Here is a 14,259-nt window from a genome sequence, read left to right on the forward strand (position 1 = left end):
TCTCAGATGATCTCCCGCACCTTGTCCGATGCAATCGTGAGCGCGATGGATGTGGCGTTCGGTGTGCCGCGCGCAAGCGCCTCGGCGAGGTGAGCCGTCTGCTTGAGATCGACCTTGGGCGGCATGGGAGGCTCGTTCGGATCGACGACCGCCTGGATCACGACGGGTCCGGGCGCGGCGAGCGCCTGGCGCAGGATGTCGGCGCAGGTCGCGGGATCCTCGATGGTGAAGCCCGTGCAGCCGAAACCCCGGGCAACCGTGGCGAAATCGATCGGCTGAAGCTCACACGCGTATTCCGGATTGCCCAGGAAGACCATCTGCTCCCATTTGATCTGGCCAAGCGTATTGTTCTTGATCACGATGATCTTCACGTCGAGACCGTACTTGACGGCGGTTGCAAGTTCCCCGAGCAGCATCGTGATCCCGCCATCGCCCACGAAGGCGACGACCTGCCGGCCAGGATAGGCAAGGGCTGCGGCATTCGCATAGGGCAGGCCGCAGGCCATGGTGGCGAGATTCCCCGAGCACGAAAACATCATGTTGCCGCGCATGTCGATGTGACGCGCGGCCCAGCTCGTGATGGTTCCGGAATCCGTCGCGATGATCGCGTCGTCGGACAGGAGCTTGTTGAGCTCGTGGGCGACGACCTGCGGCTTCATGGGCATGTCGGTCCGGGTTGCGCGCTCCTGCATGAGGTCACGCCATTTGGCGACTCCCGCCTGCGCCTTTTCCAGAAACGAGCGGTCTTGATGATGGTCGAGCTTGGGCAGAAGCGCCCGCAGAACTCGTGCGGAGTCGCCCACGAGGGCCGCGTCGACGGGACAGCGCAGGCCAACGCGCTTCGGGTCGAGCTCGACCTGGACGCACTTGGCCTCACCCGGCTTCGGATAATACTCGATATACGGGAAGCTGGAGCCGACGATCAAAAGCGTGTCGCAATTCTCCAGGGCCTCCTGAGAGGGCCGTGTTCCCAGGAGCCCGGTTCCGCCTGTCGTATAGGGATGCTCATCCGGCAAGACGCCTTTTCCGAGAAGCGGCTTCACGACGGGAGCGCCGAGCCGCTCGGCAACGGCTTCCACCTCGCCTCTCGCTCCAAGGGCGCCCCGTCCCGCCATGACGACGATCTTCCGCCCCTCGTTCAGGATCGAGGCGGCATGGGCGAGCTGGTCCTCGCTCGGCATGTGGGCGCTCTCGGCCATCAGGGAGGAGACGTGGTCCGGACGGTTCCGCTTCGAGCGCATGTCCTCCTTGACGGTCTGATCCTGCAGGTCCACCGGCATCGTGACATGGGCGACGCCCCGATAGGCCAGAGCCGTGCGGCAGGCGAGTTCGGTGACGTTCTGCACGTGGGCCGCGCCCATGACCCGTGAATTGTAGACGCAGACGTCCATGAAGAGCTTGTCGAGTTCGACGTCCTGCTGCGTGTAGGTATGCAGGAGATCGTGAAACTGGAGGCCCGTGATGGCGAGCACCGGCTGACCGTCGAGCTTGGCATCGTACAACCCGTTGAGGAGATGAATTCCCCCGGGCCCGGAGGTGGCGATGCAGACGCCGAGCCGCCCCGTCCATTTGGCATGGGCGCACGCCATGAAGGCGGCGGCCTCCTCATGCCGCACCTGGACGAACCGGATCCGATCCTCGGCCTTGCGGAGTGACTCGATGATGCCGTTGATGCCGTCGCCCGGGATCCCGAATACCATGTCGACGTCCCAGTCGATCAGCGTTTCGACGAGGATATCGCCCGCGGTCATCGCCATGATCATCTCCCTTGTCGAAGCGCCTGGATCCGCTTGCGCCTCACACCCAGCCCGCCCTGACCGTTCGTTTGCGGGAGCAGCCTGGCTTTCCGTGAGAGCCCCATGCCCTGGCTTCCGCTCATGTCTGAAAGCGCGAGCGCAAAGTCAAAGCGGCACTCCCATCGTCGTTTCCTCTGCTGGAATCCAACGGTTCAAGGAGAAGCTCCGTGACACAGTTCCAAGCCTGGCAGGAATTTGTCCGCTGCCGTACCAAGTTGTAGGACGAACCGTGGCGCCATAACCTGAGGCTGAGTTCGCGGTCGGCCGGAGGCGCCGATGACGGAGAGCCTCGCGTCGATACAGCCCTACCGGAGTTTGATCGGGAGCCGCCCGCTGCAGGGCCTTTCGCCCGGCGATCTCCGGATGCTCTTCCCTCATCAGGATGCTATTGCCCTCATCAGGAGCGAGTATCGGCGCCTCGTCCGATGATGCGGCGGCACCGGCCTGAGGGTCGCGGGTCGGGAGTCAGCCCGGTGCCGTACCGAGGCTTCCAACTGACGGTTGTGAAAGGCCGCCACGGATCCCACGTGAGGGAGTGAGACTGTTGCGCCTTGTCTAAGGATGAACCGTATCAAGCGGGACGACGCGATGCGCGAGCGGAGCAAGACGGCACCGGCGGACCTGGAGGCGGCCATACAGGCCAGCCTGGCGGCCATTGCCGAGATCGATCGCTGGTATGAGTGGGAGCGCCGGAGCCTGGGCGTCTATCCTGAAGCGATGCGCAACGACGTTGCCGTGGAGATCGCCCGACGCCAACGCCTGAACCGCCAGCCTTACGTGCTGCATCTCGCCCATCTCCATCAGATGATCGTTGCAGCCAGGATATTCGGAAATCCTGCCGTCTCGTCGCGGCGTCGGCGAAGCGGCATTCTCCCGCCTCAAGCGGCGTCGCGCCCCGACGCACAGGATGCCGCTTCGGTTGACGGCAAGGCGCGGTTGACATCGGGTCTATCCCACTCCAACGCCAAAACGGACCGCAGGCATGCCCCCGTTGTCTCCGAGACACACGGTCGCGGCGATGCCGATTGATATGACGTGGAGACTTTCAATGAATGCCAAGTTCCAGGTGGGCCAGATCGTTCAACCCGCCCATCCCCGGCGGGCCCGTCCGGATACGTACCGGGTCGTACAGGTTCTCTGCGAGAATTCACATGAACCTCAGTACCGGATCTGGGGCCTTTCGTGCGGCGCCGAGGTCGTCGTCCTTGAGACGCAGATACAATCCGCCTGATCGAGAGCACCCCAGATCCGGACTGCCGGCTCAGGACCCTATTCCCGGACGCCCGTCTTTGCGTGAAAGATGCTCAAGATCAAAATGTTGAAGCGTCGGACGCGGGTTCGATGTCACGTCCGGCGCTGTCGAGCCGTCTCGCTCGGAACGGCGTTCAGGTCGAGGTGCTCGCTGGTTCTGTTTCAGCGTGATGCCGTAATCATGATCTCGACAAGGGTGTCGTCGCCAAGATCCGCAACGCCGACGGTCGCACGGGCCGGAAAGTCCTTGGGATCCAGCCAGCGTTTCCAGGCTGCGTCCATCTCCGGCTTACGGTTGAGATCCGTCAGGAAGATCGTCGCGGACAGCAAGCGGGATTTGTCGGTGCCGGCAGCGCCCAGGTATTGGTCGAATTTGGCCAGTATCTGCTCGGTCTGCCCCTCCAATCCAACGGAGAGCTCATCCGCGACCGTTCCGCCGACGAAGACCAAGTCGTTGTGCACGACGACACGATGCATGATCGGCGTTTGAATATGGCGTTCCGTCACTGAGACTTCCTTTCGGTTACGTATGTGGAATGGTGCGTATCGGCGAGGTCGGACAGGACGGCGACCTTCGCGGTTTCTGTCTGCGGCAAGGCAGCGAGCTCGCGCAGCTTCAACGGCTTGATCGGGAAGCGCAGCCGGCAATACCCGATCTCCGACGGATGCTTGCGACGTTCCTTCGCGATCAGCTCGGTTACGGTCAGCCCGCAGAGCCTGCCTTGGCACGGGCCCATACCGCACCGGAGAAACACCTTCATCTGGTTCGGCCCGCCTGCCCCGGCACTCACCGATGCCCGGATCTGTCCGGCCGAGATCTCCTCGCACCGGCACACGATCGTGTCCGGGTCTTGCGGAACCCGGAACGCTTGGGCGGGCCGGTACACCTCATCGAGAAATCGCCTGCCCCGTGAGGCGCGTGCGAGGGATCTCCGGAGAGGCGCTGCAAGCCGATCACGCTCCGCCGGCGCGACGAGACCGAGATGGGAGGCGCAGCCCAGCCCTGCGATACGTCCCTGGATCGCGGCCGCCTCGGCGCCCCGGATACCAGCTCCGTCGCCCGCGAGAGAGAGACCGACGACCGAGCTTTCAAACCATTCGTCGACCTGCGGCCGGAATGTGAGCTGGGCCTCGTCCCAATCGTGAGCGCAGCCTGCGGCATTTGAGAAATTGACGTTGGGAACCACGCCCTGATGGAGCAGAAGGAGATCCGCAGGCATGCGGTGCTCGCGGCCTCCAGCCGTCCAGACGACCTCCCTCAGTTCCCCCTCGCCTTCCGCTGCCAATGCGGAAACCCATCGGATCACCCGGGTGCGGCGCTGCACCTTTCCGAGCAGCTTCAGCCCCTTGGCGAGATAGGGCGAGATCAGAAAGCCCGGGGCATGCCGAAAGGCGCGAAGCCAGTTCTCCCTCGGCGTCGTGTCGAGGACGGCCGACACCGTCGTCCCCGCTTCGATCAACTGCGCCGCAAGGAGATAAAGCAGCGGACCCGTTCCGGCGATCACGACCTTTCCGCTCGGGATGAGGCCAGAGGTCTTCAGGGCGATCTGGGCGGATCCCGCGGTCATGACGCCTGGAAGAGTCCAGCCCGGAATCGGGAAGGGGCGCTCCAGCGCTCCCGTGGCGAGTATCACGTGCTTTGCGCGGATGAGACGCGCCATGCCGCTCGACGAGAGCCCGACTTCCTGGCCGATCGTCCGTCCCGCATCGTCTTGTACGGATTGGATGCTCCAGGCGGTTGTCGCCGGCGCATACTCCGCCTCCGAGCGGAGAAAATCCTCGGCGATTCCGCGCCCGCGCCAATAGTCCTCACCCAGCCTCCGGCGATCTGCCGACTGGGCCACCGTGATGGCGCGATAGATCTGGCCGCCCGGCGCCTGATTCTCGTCGACGAGGAGCGTCCGTGCCTTGAACCCCGCCAGCATCGTTGCCGCCGACAGGCCCGCAGGTCCCGCCCCGACGACGATGACGTCGTAGTCATCCGCGAGGTCCGCAATCCCGCATCCGCTATGGACGACACCCTCCGTCATTGTGCAGGCTCCGTTGTCAGAGTGCGCGCGCCGCGCTGGGTCTCCACCCGCATGCCTTCCCGCACCGTCACGAGGCACCCCTGGCGGTTGTCCATGCCATCGATCCTCACCAGGCATTCGAAGCACACACCCATGAGGCAATAGGGTCCCCGCGGAGTCCCGGAGGCCGGGGTCGTGCGGCAGACATGAATGCCTGCGGCAAGCAGCGCGGCGGCGACGCTATCGCCGACCGACGCCGTGATCGGACGCCCATCGAAGGTGAAGGTGACTTCGCCCGAACTGCGATCAGGCAGACGCTGGAACACGGAACCTCCTGGTCGAGAAGACAGCGGTTTCCTCGGGGATCATCCCATCGGCGATGTAGTCCGCAAGCGAGAAGGCATGCTGGGGAGCCAAAGTCACGCCTGAATGCGCCATCGCCATGAAGGCGCCGGGGCAGGCCTCCGATTGCTCGTATACGGGGGAGCCGTCCAGCGTCATGACACGAAAGGCCGACCAGGTCCTGACGACATTCAGGTCACCGAGCAGGGGAAACATCCGGATGGCCCTGTCGGCCATGACGGAGGAGATGGAATGATCAATTCTGAGACTTGAGCCATCTGCCTCCTCACTGTCGCCGATCATGACACCGCCTTCGTCGGTCTGGCGAACCGTGACGACAGGGTAACGCAGGAACGGAGCGGCTTTCTCGGTGACGATAATCTGTCCCCGGCTCGGCTTCAGGGGAGCCTCGAGGCCGACCATCGGGGCCAGCCGCGCATTGCCCAACCCTGCCGCGAGGACAACTTTTGGAACCCTTACCTCGCCCCAGTTTCCCTTCAGGGCGAAGCCGCCTGCACGTGGCTCGATAGCGGTGACTACATGATCGGCCCGGTAGTCGACTGTGCGTGCCTTCAACGCAACGTGCAGGGCCCGGAACAGGCGCAGCGAATTCACATGCCCGTCGAGGGGACAATAGATCGATCCGCTGACATCGGGACCGATGTCGGGCAGCCACGCCCTCGTCTGTGCATGATCCAGGACTTCATAGGGATATGTCACGGTATCGCGCTGCTTGTGCAGGCGCACCATCGCGTCGACATTCACCTGCAACTCGCGGTCCGACAGACAGAGCGTGAACCCGCCCGGCTGATCGAGCCCGACATCGACGCCCGTGTCCGACATGAGTTCCGAAGCCAGGCGGGGCCAAGCCTCGGCTGCGGATTTCGTCCAGGCGGCGTAGGCGGGAAGCCCGAGGCCCTTCCCTTGCACCCAGACGAGGGCGAAGTTCGCCCGGGAGGCTCGCAGGGCAATGTCGCCTTCGTCCAGCACGCGGACCCTCAGTCCCCGCCGCGCCAGTCCCCATGCGACGCAGGCTCCCATGATACCTCCGCCGACGACGGCGACATCGGGCTCTCGGTCTGGTCGATGATGGGTCATGCGGTCGTGTTCACAAAAGGCGAGGCGCGCCCAGGGCCGTCCCGCGGTAACGATGGGTCTTGGGCCTAGCGCATCGTGCGAAAAAGTGGCCCCGGTTTGTCGCAGGAACGATGCGCTTCTCTAAGAAGGGAGCATCGGATTCAATCCCAAAAGTGCAAATCCACTTTTGGGTCCGATGCTCTAGGGTGCGATGTCGACCTTGAACCACTTCATGCTGAGCGCTTTGAGCGTCCCATCGTCAGAAGCAGCGGCAATCGCCTCATCAAGCATCTTCTTCAGGTCCGTGTCCTCCTTGCGAAGGCCGACACCGATGCCGGGCCCGAAGGGGCCGCCGAGGAGCGTGGGACCGGCGAGCTTGACATCCTTCATTTCCGGCTTCGCGATCGTCGCGGTCAGAACCGTCATGTTCGCCAGGACGGCATCGATGCGGCCGGCGGCGAGATCGAGGTCGTGCTGCTCGGTCGTTTTGTACTCGCGGATCTCGGCCAGGCCCTTGAGGTACTGATCGGCGAAAGCCGAGGCCGTCGTGGAGCCCTGAACGCCGAGTGTTTTGCCTTTCAGAGCCGGCGCCATCGCGGCGATCGCAGCCTTGCCCGCGGCCTCGTCCGCCGTCAGGTCGATTCGCTTGCCGTCGCCCGGCAGCTTGGCAATATCCCCGGAGGCGCCGACCGCGAAGGTATTGATCGGAAGAGCGTAAGGGCGGGAAAAGTTCATCACCTCCTGCCGCTTCGGCGTGATGCTCATGCCGGCCATGATGGCGTCGTACTTCTTGGCCTGGAGCGCCGGGATGATGCCGTCCCAGTCCTGCGCCACGATCTCGCACTTCACCTTCATGCGCGCGCACAGGTCGTTGGCGAGGTCGACCTCGAAGCCTTCCAGCTTGCCGCCGGGGCCGGTGAAGTTCCACGGCGCGTAGGCGCCTTCGGTGGCGATCTTGACGGTCTTCTCCTGCGCCGACGCCCCACTCGCTGCAACGGTCAGGCCGAGAACGGCGCCTAGAACTTTCAACGTGCTCATATCCTTAATCCCTCATTTGGTCTTTTCGCCCGGCAGCATCCGCATCCGGGCATGCCAATCCACCGAAACGGCCCTCGATCATCGTGCAGCGCTTTCCATAAGGTCAAATCAGATTTATTGATGGTAGCATGCTTCAATGTTATGCTATGCAGGAACCCGATGGAGATCAGTTCACGTCAGATCGAGGCTTTTCGCGCAGTCATGCTCACCGGCAGCATCACCAGCGCCTCCGAGGCACTCTTTGTCACTCAGCCCGCCATCAGCCGTCTGATCCGAAGCCTGGAGGAGACGACCGGGCTGACCTTATTCGAGAGACGCGGCAACCATATCGTACCGACAGCCGAGGCGACTGCGCTGCTCGAGGAGGTCGAACGGTCCTTTGTCGGATTGGCACGGATCCAGGCATTCGCTCAGGCGCTTCGGGCGCAGACGGCCGGTTCACTCCGGATCGCCGCGATGCCGGCCCTGGCCGGAAGTATCCTTACCCGTTTTGCCGCCCGGTATTCCGTTCAGCGGCCGGATGTCCATATTTCGCTCAGCGGAGTGCCCTCCCATCTCGTTCTCGATGCCGTAGCAAGCGGTCAGGCCGACTTCGGATATGCGGATAGCCCGCTCGACCGGACCGGGCTTGAGATTGAGACTTTCCCGGTCGCGGCCGTTGCGATCATGCGAAAGGACCACCCGCTGGCTCGGCGCCGGTCCATCAAGCCGACAGATCTCAGGGGCGAACATTTCGTAGGTATCGGACCAGGCACTTTCTTTCGGTCCCGGGTCGATATGGCTCTTGCCGATGTGCCACGCACGATCTCACTTGAGACACCCTTATCCCACATCGCTTGCCTGCTCGTGGCGGAAGGCGGTGGTATCAGCTTGGTCGACCCCTATTCGGCAGCAGAATTTCAGGACAAAGGCATCGTGGCGAAACCGTTCACGCCATTCATCGATGCCGGCTTCGTCTCACTGCGATCGGGCCAGCATTCGACCTCTTCGCTGGCCGTCACGTTCATGCGCGAGTTTCGCGAGTATGTTGAACGCTGGCAGGACGATCCCGTCATGCCCTGATTGTCCACCTCAAAGGCTCCGGACAAGCGCGCGGCCTGGCTCCTTCTCGGATCGAGGCCGCCTCGACCGGGAACGATTGCAACGGCCTGCCGCGCCACTGTCGATGCCGAGTCCCATGGGATATGGACTCACGGGCTATGAACAGGACCCGATCCGCCAGCCCGGAAGTGGAGGATGGCTGAACTGCAACCCGGACGGCACGCAGTCCGAGCGGCTCGTATCCATGCCCGAGATGGATTGGGAGTTGATGGATCCGGTTGTTTCCGGATCGGGCGCGATGTCGAACTTCTGGGACCAGAGATGATGTTGCCAGGAGGTATCGGAGACCGTGTCCTCGGATCCTGTCCTCTCGGCCGCGGCAACGGAGAGGGTAAGGCACGCCAACACCATCGCGGCTGCGGGAATTCTGACGCCGATCATGGTAGCCTCCACAGTTGAACCGGAGAATTAATCCCCTTCCGCTCGACAGAGTTCCCTCCGGGGAGGAGACGTTGACAACTCCTGTGCATTATTCCTGTGTGAGGCAGGGTCAATGTGCACGCCTGCCCCGAGCAACCGGACCGTTCGGTTCCTCGCTTCGAACGTCAATCCGAATGCGGCGCACTCAATGCCGTCGCCAATCCCGCTTCCAAGACCCGACACCAAGGTCGGACGACGGCCGTCGCAAAGGGAATGTACAAAGCCAACCGCATCCTCAACTCAAACGCATATTCTCAAATGACATTCCGAAGCGCAATCTGCGAGAGGCCGGATCGATCTATCGCAGCACCTCGGCGAGGCTTCCTGGCCCGACATCCTTGGTTGTCAAATCGAGACCGGTCACGAGGTCCGCCAAATGGTCAGCCATCAGCGCGGACGCATGACCGGTCTTGTGCCTGGCAAGTGCGTCGACGAGAGCATGATGAGCATGCGTTTCACAGGTGATATCGCGCCGGCACCAGTACAGAGCAATGATGAGCGACGAGCGCGACACGAGATCAGTCACGAGTTCTGTCAGGATCGAATGCGCCGCGACCTCGGCGATCGCCACGTGGAACCGCGCCGATAGCGAGATCGCGGCGTTGACTTGGCCGGCGTGAAGGGCTTCCTCCTCGTCCTCGAGATGCCGGCGCAACCGAACGATATCGGGCCGCCTGGCGGCCGACGCCGCCAGTGCCGCGACCCGCGGCTCGATGAGAATCCGTGCGTCGAAGATCTCCCGCGCCTCCTGCTTTGACGGTTGCGCGACAAAGGCTCCGCGATTCGGCTCAAGTCTCACCAACCGATCATGGGACAAGGCCTGCAACGCAGACCTGATGGCAGTGCGGCTCACGGAATAGATCGATGCCAGTTCATCCTCGGGCAGTTTCATTCCTGGCGAGAGGCGGTGCGACACAATCGCATCCCTCAGCCCGGAGTACACATCAGCCCAGCGTACATTCGGTTTCCGGCTCCGGGCAAAGGCTTCGGAGGTCTCTTTCGGATCGGCCCGTTTCACGTGTCTTTCCGTCCCCTGTCGGACCGGTCTTCGCCGCTTCCAGCCGAATCCAGTCCACCTGGTGAAAAGCGCGCGAAAAGACCGGAATAGGTTTTGGCTCGAGGCGTGGCGTAGCCCCCGGCCTTTGACGTCCTGAGACCAAGAGACTGAAGCCCCTCGCAGAGCTTGACCGCGCAGGCCACTCCATCGAGGACAGGTATTCCGTGCTCCTGCCCAAGGGAGCGCGCGAGATCCGTCATCCCAGCACAGCCGAGGACGATTGCCTCGGCACGATCATCGCGAATTGCGGCGGAGATCTCATCCGAAATGCGTTGACGGGCGCCTGAACCGGAAGCTTCCAGGTCGAGGACCGGTACATCCGACGCCCGCACTTTGGCACAGCGGGTTCGGAGTCCGTATCGGACCAGATTGCCTTCGATGACCGGGATCGAGCGCGATAATGTCGTGACGACGCTGAACTGGCCCGCAATAAGCGTCGCCATATGAAAAGCGGCTTCGCCGATCCCGATCACTGGCGCGTCGGTGATGCAACGGGCTGCATCGAGACCGGTATCGTCGAAGCACGCGATGATGTAAGCGTCCGCGCCTGGGGCGTTGCCGATCTCATCGATCAGCCCGGGTATAGAAAACGCCTCGTCAAAATATCCTTCGATGCTCGGCGGGCCGAGCTTCGGATTGACGGCGATGATTTCCGTCCCCTTGGCCGCGACAGCGACGGCCGCACGGCCGATCTTCCGGGTCATCGAAGCCGTCGTATTGGGGTTGACGACACAGATCTGCATGGCATCGCCTCTCTGCTACTGAAGCTCTCCACCCAGGTAAAGATGCCTGATACGCTCATCGTTCAGCATCTCGGCCGACTGTCCGGCAAGTGCGATCCGGCCCGTCGTCAGCGCGTAGGCACGCTGTGAAATCCTTAGCGCCATGCGAGAATTCTGCTCGACCAGCAGCACGCTGACTTTCTCGTCCCTGTTGATGGCGACGATCGATCGCGCGATATCCTGGACCAGTTTGGGTGCGATTCCGAGGGATGGTTCATCGAGCAAGAGCAGGCGCGGCTTGGCCATCAACGCGCGGCCGATCACCAGCATCTGCTGTTCACCACCACTCATGGTCCCGGCCGATTGGGAGTAGCGCTCCTTGAGACGGGGAAAACGGGTCAGGACCATGTCGAGGCTCACGCCGATGCCGGTCCGGTCGGACCGGGTGAAGGCTCCCATGAGGAGATTGTCCTTCACGGACATATAGGGAAAGACCCGCCGCCCCTCCGGCACCATGACAATGCCCATCTTGACGATCTCGTCTGGCTGGCAACGATCGATGCGTCCGCCCTGGTAATGGATCTCGCCGGACCAGATCCGCTTCAGCCCCGTGATCGCCCGTAGGATGGACGACTTGCCGGCCCCGTTCGCTCCGATCAAGGCAACCGTCTCACCTTCATCGATCTCGAGCGAAATGCCTTTCAAGGCATGGACGTGATCGTAGTAGAGTTCCACGTTTCTGCAGGACAGCAGCTTGGCCATATCTCAAAATCCGATCGTCTTGTCCTCGATCCCGAGATAGGCCTCGATGACCCTCTCGTTCCGCTGGATCTCGGTCGGAGTTCCTTCCGCAATCTTTTCCCCAAAGTTCAGCACGACGATCCGATGGGAGATCTGCATCACTGCTGGCATGTCGTGCTCGACCAGGAGTATGGTGACGCCTCGTTCGCGCACGTCCTTCACCATCTCGACGGCACGCATCGTTTCGTCATGGTTCATCCCGGCAAATGGCTCATCGAGCAGAAGGACCTTGGGATCCGTGGCAAGGCCAATCGCCATTCCAAGTGCCCGGAGATGCCCGTGCGGGAGGGCGATTGCGGGTTCATCCCGGATGTGACTAAGGCCGAGAAACTCAAGAATGGCGTCGGCGGACCTTCCGAACTCGGCCTCATCCTTCCGCGCCGTGGGAGACCCGATATAGAATCCCGGAAGGCTGGCCCGGGCTCTCAATTGGTGAGCGATGATGACGTTCTCGCGCACCGTCATGCCTTTAAATATTGTCGTCTCCTGGAAGGTTCGAACGACACCCATCCTGGCTACGACATGAGGTGCGAGGCCCGAGATGCGCTTTCCTTGAAAACGAACCTCGCCCGCACTCGGCCGCAGGAACGAGGCGACGAGCTTGAAAAGGGTGGATTTTCCAGCCCCGTTCGGCCCGATGACCGAGAGAACTTCACCCTCGGCCACCGAGAACGAGACATTATTGACGGCGGTGAGACCGCCGAACTTTTTCGTCAAGCCGGAAATCTGAAGAATGTCATCCACCAACGGCCCCCTTCATCTGCTTCCATGGACGGAGGCTGAGCAGGCCATTGGGCAGCGTCAGCATTAGGACGATCAGCACAGAGGAAAAGATCAGGAGCTGAAACTGGCCCGCCTTGAACAACAGGTCCCAGCCGAAATAGAGAAGGAAGGTCCCAAGGATTGGCCCGAGGACATAGGCTAGTCCGCCGAGGAAACAGTTCAGCATGAAATTGATGGAGTCGGCCGTTGTAAAACTCGACGGATAGATGGACTGGGAGATGGCGATGAACATCGCTCCGGCGATCCCACCCAGAAAGGACGAGATCGCGTAAATGACAAGACGCAAGTACGCGACATTGACGCCGATCGAAGTGGCCAGCTCCTCATTCTGCTGGAGCGACAGACAGAGCCTGCCAATGCGGGAATGCACCAAGCGGTAAAGGCCCGCATAACACACGACCATCAGTACGACGGCGGCGAAGTAGAAGGCGCGCCGCGGATTATCCAGCGCTGCGAAATCCGGCAGCAGCTCAATGCCGAAGAGTGTGACCGAGCCGGGGAGCGGAATGTTCACAAGGCCCTTGGCGCCGTTGGTCACCGGAAGCGCAAGGGCCAAAAGGCGGGCGACCTCCGTGAGGACCAGCGTCACCATGGCGAAGTAGACGCCGCGCATACGTAGAATTGGAACGCCGATCAGAACGCTCGCCCCGGCGCATAGAAGTCCTGCGAGCGGCAAGGTGAACCAGAACGGCACGCCGTAGCGAACGATGAGGATTGCGGAGACATAGCCGCCGAGCAGCGCATAGGCGGCTTGGCCGATATTGATGCGTCCAATGTAGAATGTGAGCCAGACGCCACCGCTTGCGATGGCAAGCAGAGCGACCGACGTCAACGTATAGTACAGGTCTGAACGGCCGGTCGCGACGATGATCCAGGGAATCGCCACGAGCGTCATTGCCAGGAAGCCCAGGACCCCGATCAGCTTCGAGACCGACATGTCACATCACCCCCAGGGTTTACCCATCAGCCCATTGGGGCGAATGCTGAGGAACACCATCAGGGCCGCGAATATGACCAGGTACGTGATGTCGCCATAGGCATGCAGGACACTCAGTCCCACGGACTCGAGCATGCCCAGGATGAATCCTCCCGCAATGGCTCCCCCGACGACGCCTGCTCCGCCGATCATGACCATCATGAAGGCCTTGACCGAGATCGGCCCTCCTATCCCGGAGTTTACGCCCGTGATCGCCACAAGAAGGCCCCCGACGACACCGGCCAGCATGGCGCCGAGTGCGAATCCTATCATGGAGTAACGGTCGACGCGAACGCCCATCAGTTGCGCTGCGACACGGTCCTGCGCCAGCGCGCGCATGGCCCGACCGGGCCTTGTATATTGCATGAGCAGCATGAACACCGCGATCATGACGAGCGCCACGGCGCCGATCAGCAGGCGATCATAAGGCATGATCAGGGCATCGGACAGGAACACGCCATTGATGATCTTCGGGACGCCACGCTGCTTCTCGCCGAAAAGAAGAAGGATGATCGCATCGAGAAAGAAAGCGATGGCCGCTGCGAGCAGCATCGTGCTTTCCTCACGAATGCTTCTCCGGATCACGGGCCGGAAGAGAAATTTCTCGATCAGAGCGCCCACGGCGGCGAGCGTCGCTCCGGATGCCAGGAGTGCCACCGCAAAGGGGAGGCCGAGCTGGCCATAGACATAGTAGGTGACGAATCCTCCAAGGACGTACATCTGACCATGCGCAAAGTTTAAGACGTTCATCAGGGCGAAGATCAGCGTCAACCCGAGGGCAATGAGCGCATACTGCGCCCCGAGATACAGCCCGTTTGCGATCACTTGCTCCATGGAGGAATCCAGTCGGGAACCTGTGGATTGCACCATGAACGGGCCCGCTCAT

Annotated in this window: 16 protein-coding genes and 1 pseudogene; 4 read left to right on the plus strand and 13 right to left on the minus strand. The window is 62.1% G+C overall.

Features of this window, described 5'->3' with window-relative positions:
• Positions 1 to 2: 2 nt before the first annotated feature.
• Positions 3 to 1,757, minus strand: a complete 1,755-nt coding sequence (locus RE429_RS19865; RefSeq protein ID WP_414475092.1) for a thiamine pyrophosphate-dependent enzyme — start codon at positions 1,755 to 1,757, stop codon at positions 3 to 5.
• 627 nt (positions 1,758 to 2,384) lie between these two features.
• Here RE429_RS19865 and RE429_RS19870 point away from each other — a divergent pair.
• Both RE429_RS19870 and RE429_RS19875 read left to right on the plus strand, forming a co-directional pair.
• Positions 2,385 to 2,825 carry a hypothetical protein gene (locus tag RE429_RS19870; RefSeq protein WP_414475093.1) on the plus strand — a complete coding sequence of 147 codons (441 nt, stop codon included), beginning with the start codon at positions 2,385 to 2,387 and terminating at the stop codon, positions 2,823 to 2,825.
• Between the two features lie 19 nt (positions 2,826 to 2,844).
• The gene (locus RE429_RS19875; RefSeq protein WP_414475094.1) at positions 2,845 to 3,027 is read left to right on the plus strand and encodes a hypothetical protein; all 183 of its coding nucleotides are present in this window, start codon (positions 2,845 to 2,847) and stop codon (positions 3,025 to 3,027) included.
• 182 nt (positions 3,028 to 3,209) lie between these two features.
• Here RE429_RS19875 and RE429_RS19880 read toward each other — a convergent pair whose 3' ends face one another.
• The 5 genes from RE429_RS19880 to RE429_RS19900 all read right to left on the minus strand — a co-directional run bounded on the left by RE429_RS19880 (position 3,210) and on the right by RE429_RS19900 (position 7,513).
• Entirely contained in the window at positions 3,210 to 3,554 is a 345-nt protein-coding gene (locus RE429_RS19880; RefSeq protein WP_414475095.1) for a RidA family protein, read from the minus strand.
• On the minus strand, positions 3,551 to 5,077 hold the full coding sequence (locus tag RE429_RS19885; RefSeq protein ID WP_414475096.1) for an FAD-dependent oxidoreductase: 1,527 nt from the start codon (positions 5,075 to 5,077) through the stop codon (positions 3,551 to 3,553). The genes RE429_RS19880 and RE429_RS19885 overlap by 4 nt, the downstream gene beginning before the upstream one ends.
• Positions 5,074 to 5,382, minus strand: a complete 309-nt coding sequence (locus RE429_RS19890) for a (2Fe-2S)-binding protein (RefSeq protein ID WP_414475097.1) — start codon at positions 5,380 to 5,382, stop codon at positions 5,074 to 5,076. Before RE429_RS19890 ends, RE429_RS19885 begins: the two co-directional genes overlap by 4 nt.
• Positions 5,363 to 6,496 carry an NAD(P)/FAD-dependent oxidoreductase gene (locus tag RE429_RS19895; RefSeq protein WP_414475098.1) on the minus strand — a complete coding sequence of 378 codons (1,134 nt, stop codon included), beginning with the start codon at positions 6,494 to 6,496 and terminating at the stop codon, positions 5,363 to 5,365. The genes RE429_RS19890 and RE429_RS19895 overlap by 20 nt, the downstream gene beginning before the upstream one ends.
• A gap of 180 nt (positions 6,497 to 6,676) precedes the next feature.
• Positions 6,677 to 7,513 carry a transporter substrate-binding domain-containing protein gene (locus RE429_RS19900; protein WP_414475099.1) on the minus strand — a complete coding sequence of 279 codons (837 nt, stop codon included), beginning with the start codon at positions 7,511 to 7,513 and terminating at the stop codon, positions 6,677 to 6,679.
• A gap of 201 nt (positions 7,514 to 7,714) precedes the next feature.
• Between RE429_RS19900 and RE429_RS19905 the strand changes: the two genes are divergently transcribed.
• Both RE429_RS19905 and RE429_RS19910 read left to right on the plus strand, forming a co-directional pair.
• A complete protein-coding gene (locus RE429_RS19905; RefSeq protein ID WP_414475100.1) occupies positions 7,715 to 8,575 on the plus strand; it encodes a LysR family transcriptional regulator in 861 nt (286 codons plus the stop codon).
• 115 nt (positions 8,576 to 8,690) lie between these two features.
• Complete coding sequence (locus RE429_RS19910) at positions 8,691 to 8,879, plus strand: hypothetical protein (RefSeq protein ID WP_414475101.1); 189 nt, start codon at positions 8,691 to 8,693, stop codon at positions 8,877 to 8,879.
• 453 nt (positions 8,880 to 9,332) lie between these two features.
• Here RE429_RS19910 and RE429_RS19915 read toward each other — a convergent pair whose 3' ends face one another.
• From RE429_RS19915 to RE429_RS19945, 7 genes and pseudogenes are all read right to left on the minus strand, one after another.
• A complete protein-coding gene (locus RE429_RS19915; protein ID WP_414475971.1) occupies positions 9,333 to 9,833 on the minus strand; it encodes a GntR family transcriptional regulator in 501 nt (166 codons plus the stop codon).
• Between the two features lie 27 nt (positions 9,834 to 9,860).
• Positions 9,861 to 9,926 (minus strand): annotated as a pseudogene (locus RE429_RS19920) (GntR family transcriptional regulator); the annotation flags it as partial.
• A gap of 122 nt (positions 9,927 to 10,048) precedes the next feature.
• On the minus strand, positions 10,049 to 10,834 hold the full coding sequence (locus tag RE429_RS19925; protein ID WP_414475102.1) for an aspartate/glutamate racemase family protein: 786 nt from the start codon (positions 10,832 to 10,834) through the stop codon (positions 10,049 to 10,051).
• 15 nt (positions 10,835 to 10,849) lie between these two features.
• A complete protein-coding gene (locus RE429_RS19930; RefSeq protein ID WP_414475103.1) occupies positions 10,850 to 11,575 on the minus strand; it encodes an ABC transporter ATP-binding protein in 726 nt (241 codons plus the stop codon).
• 3 nt (positions 11,576 to 11,578) lie between these two features.
• A complete protein-coding gene (locus RE429_RS19935) occupies positions 11,579 to 12,358 on the minus strand; it encodes an ABC transporter ATP-binding protein (RefSeq protein ID WP_414475104.1) in 780 nt (259 codons plus the stop codon).
• A complete protein-coding gene (locus RE429_RS19940; protein WP_414475106.1) occupies positions 12,351 to 13,334 on the minus strand; it encodes a branched-chain amino acid ABC transporter permease in 984 nt (327 codons plus the stop codon). The genes RE429_RS19935 and RE429_RS19940 overlap by 8 nt, the downstream gene beginning before the upstream one ends.
• A 6-nt stretch (positions 13,335 to 13,340) precedes the next feature.
• Positions 13,341 to 14,207: a branched-chain amino acid ABC transporter permease gene (locus tag RE429_RS19945; RefSeq protein WP_414475107.1), complete on the minus strand. Its 867-nt coding sequence runs from the start codon at positions 14,205 to 14,207 to the stop codon at positions 13,341 to 13,343.
• Between the last annotated feature and the right edge of the window lie 52 nt (positions 14,208 to 14,259).

It is taken from the genome of Microvirga sp. M2 (assembly GCF_047497095.1).
Lineage (GTDB): Bacteria > Pseudomonadota > Alphaproteobacteria > Rhizobiales > Beijerinckiaceae > Microvirga.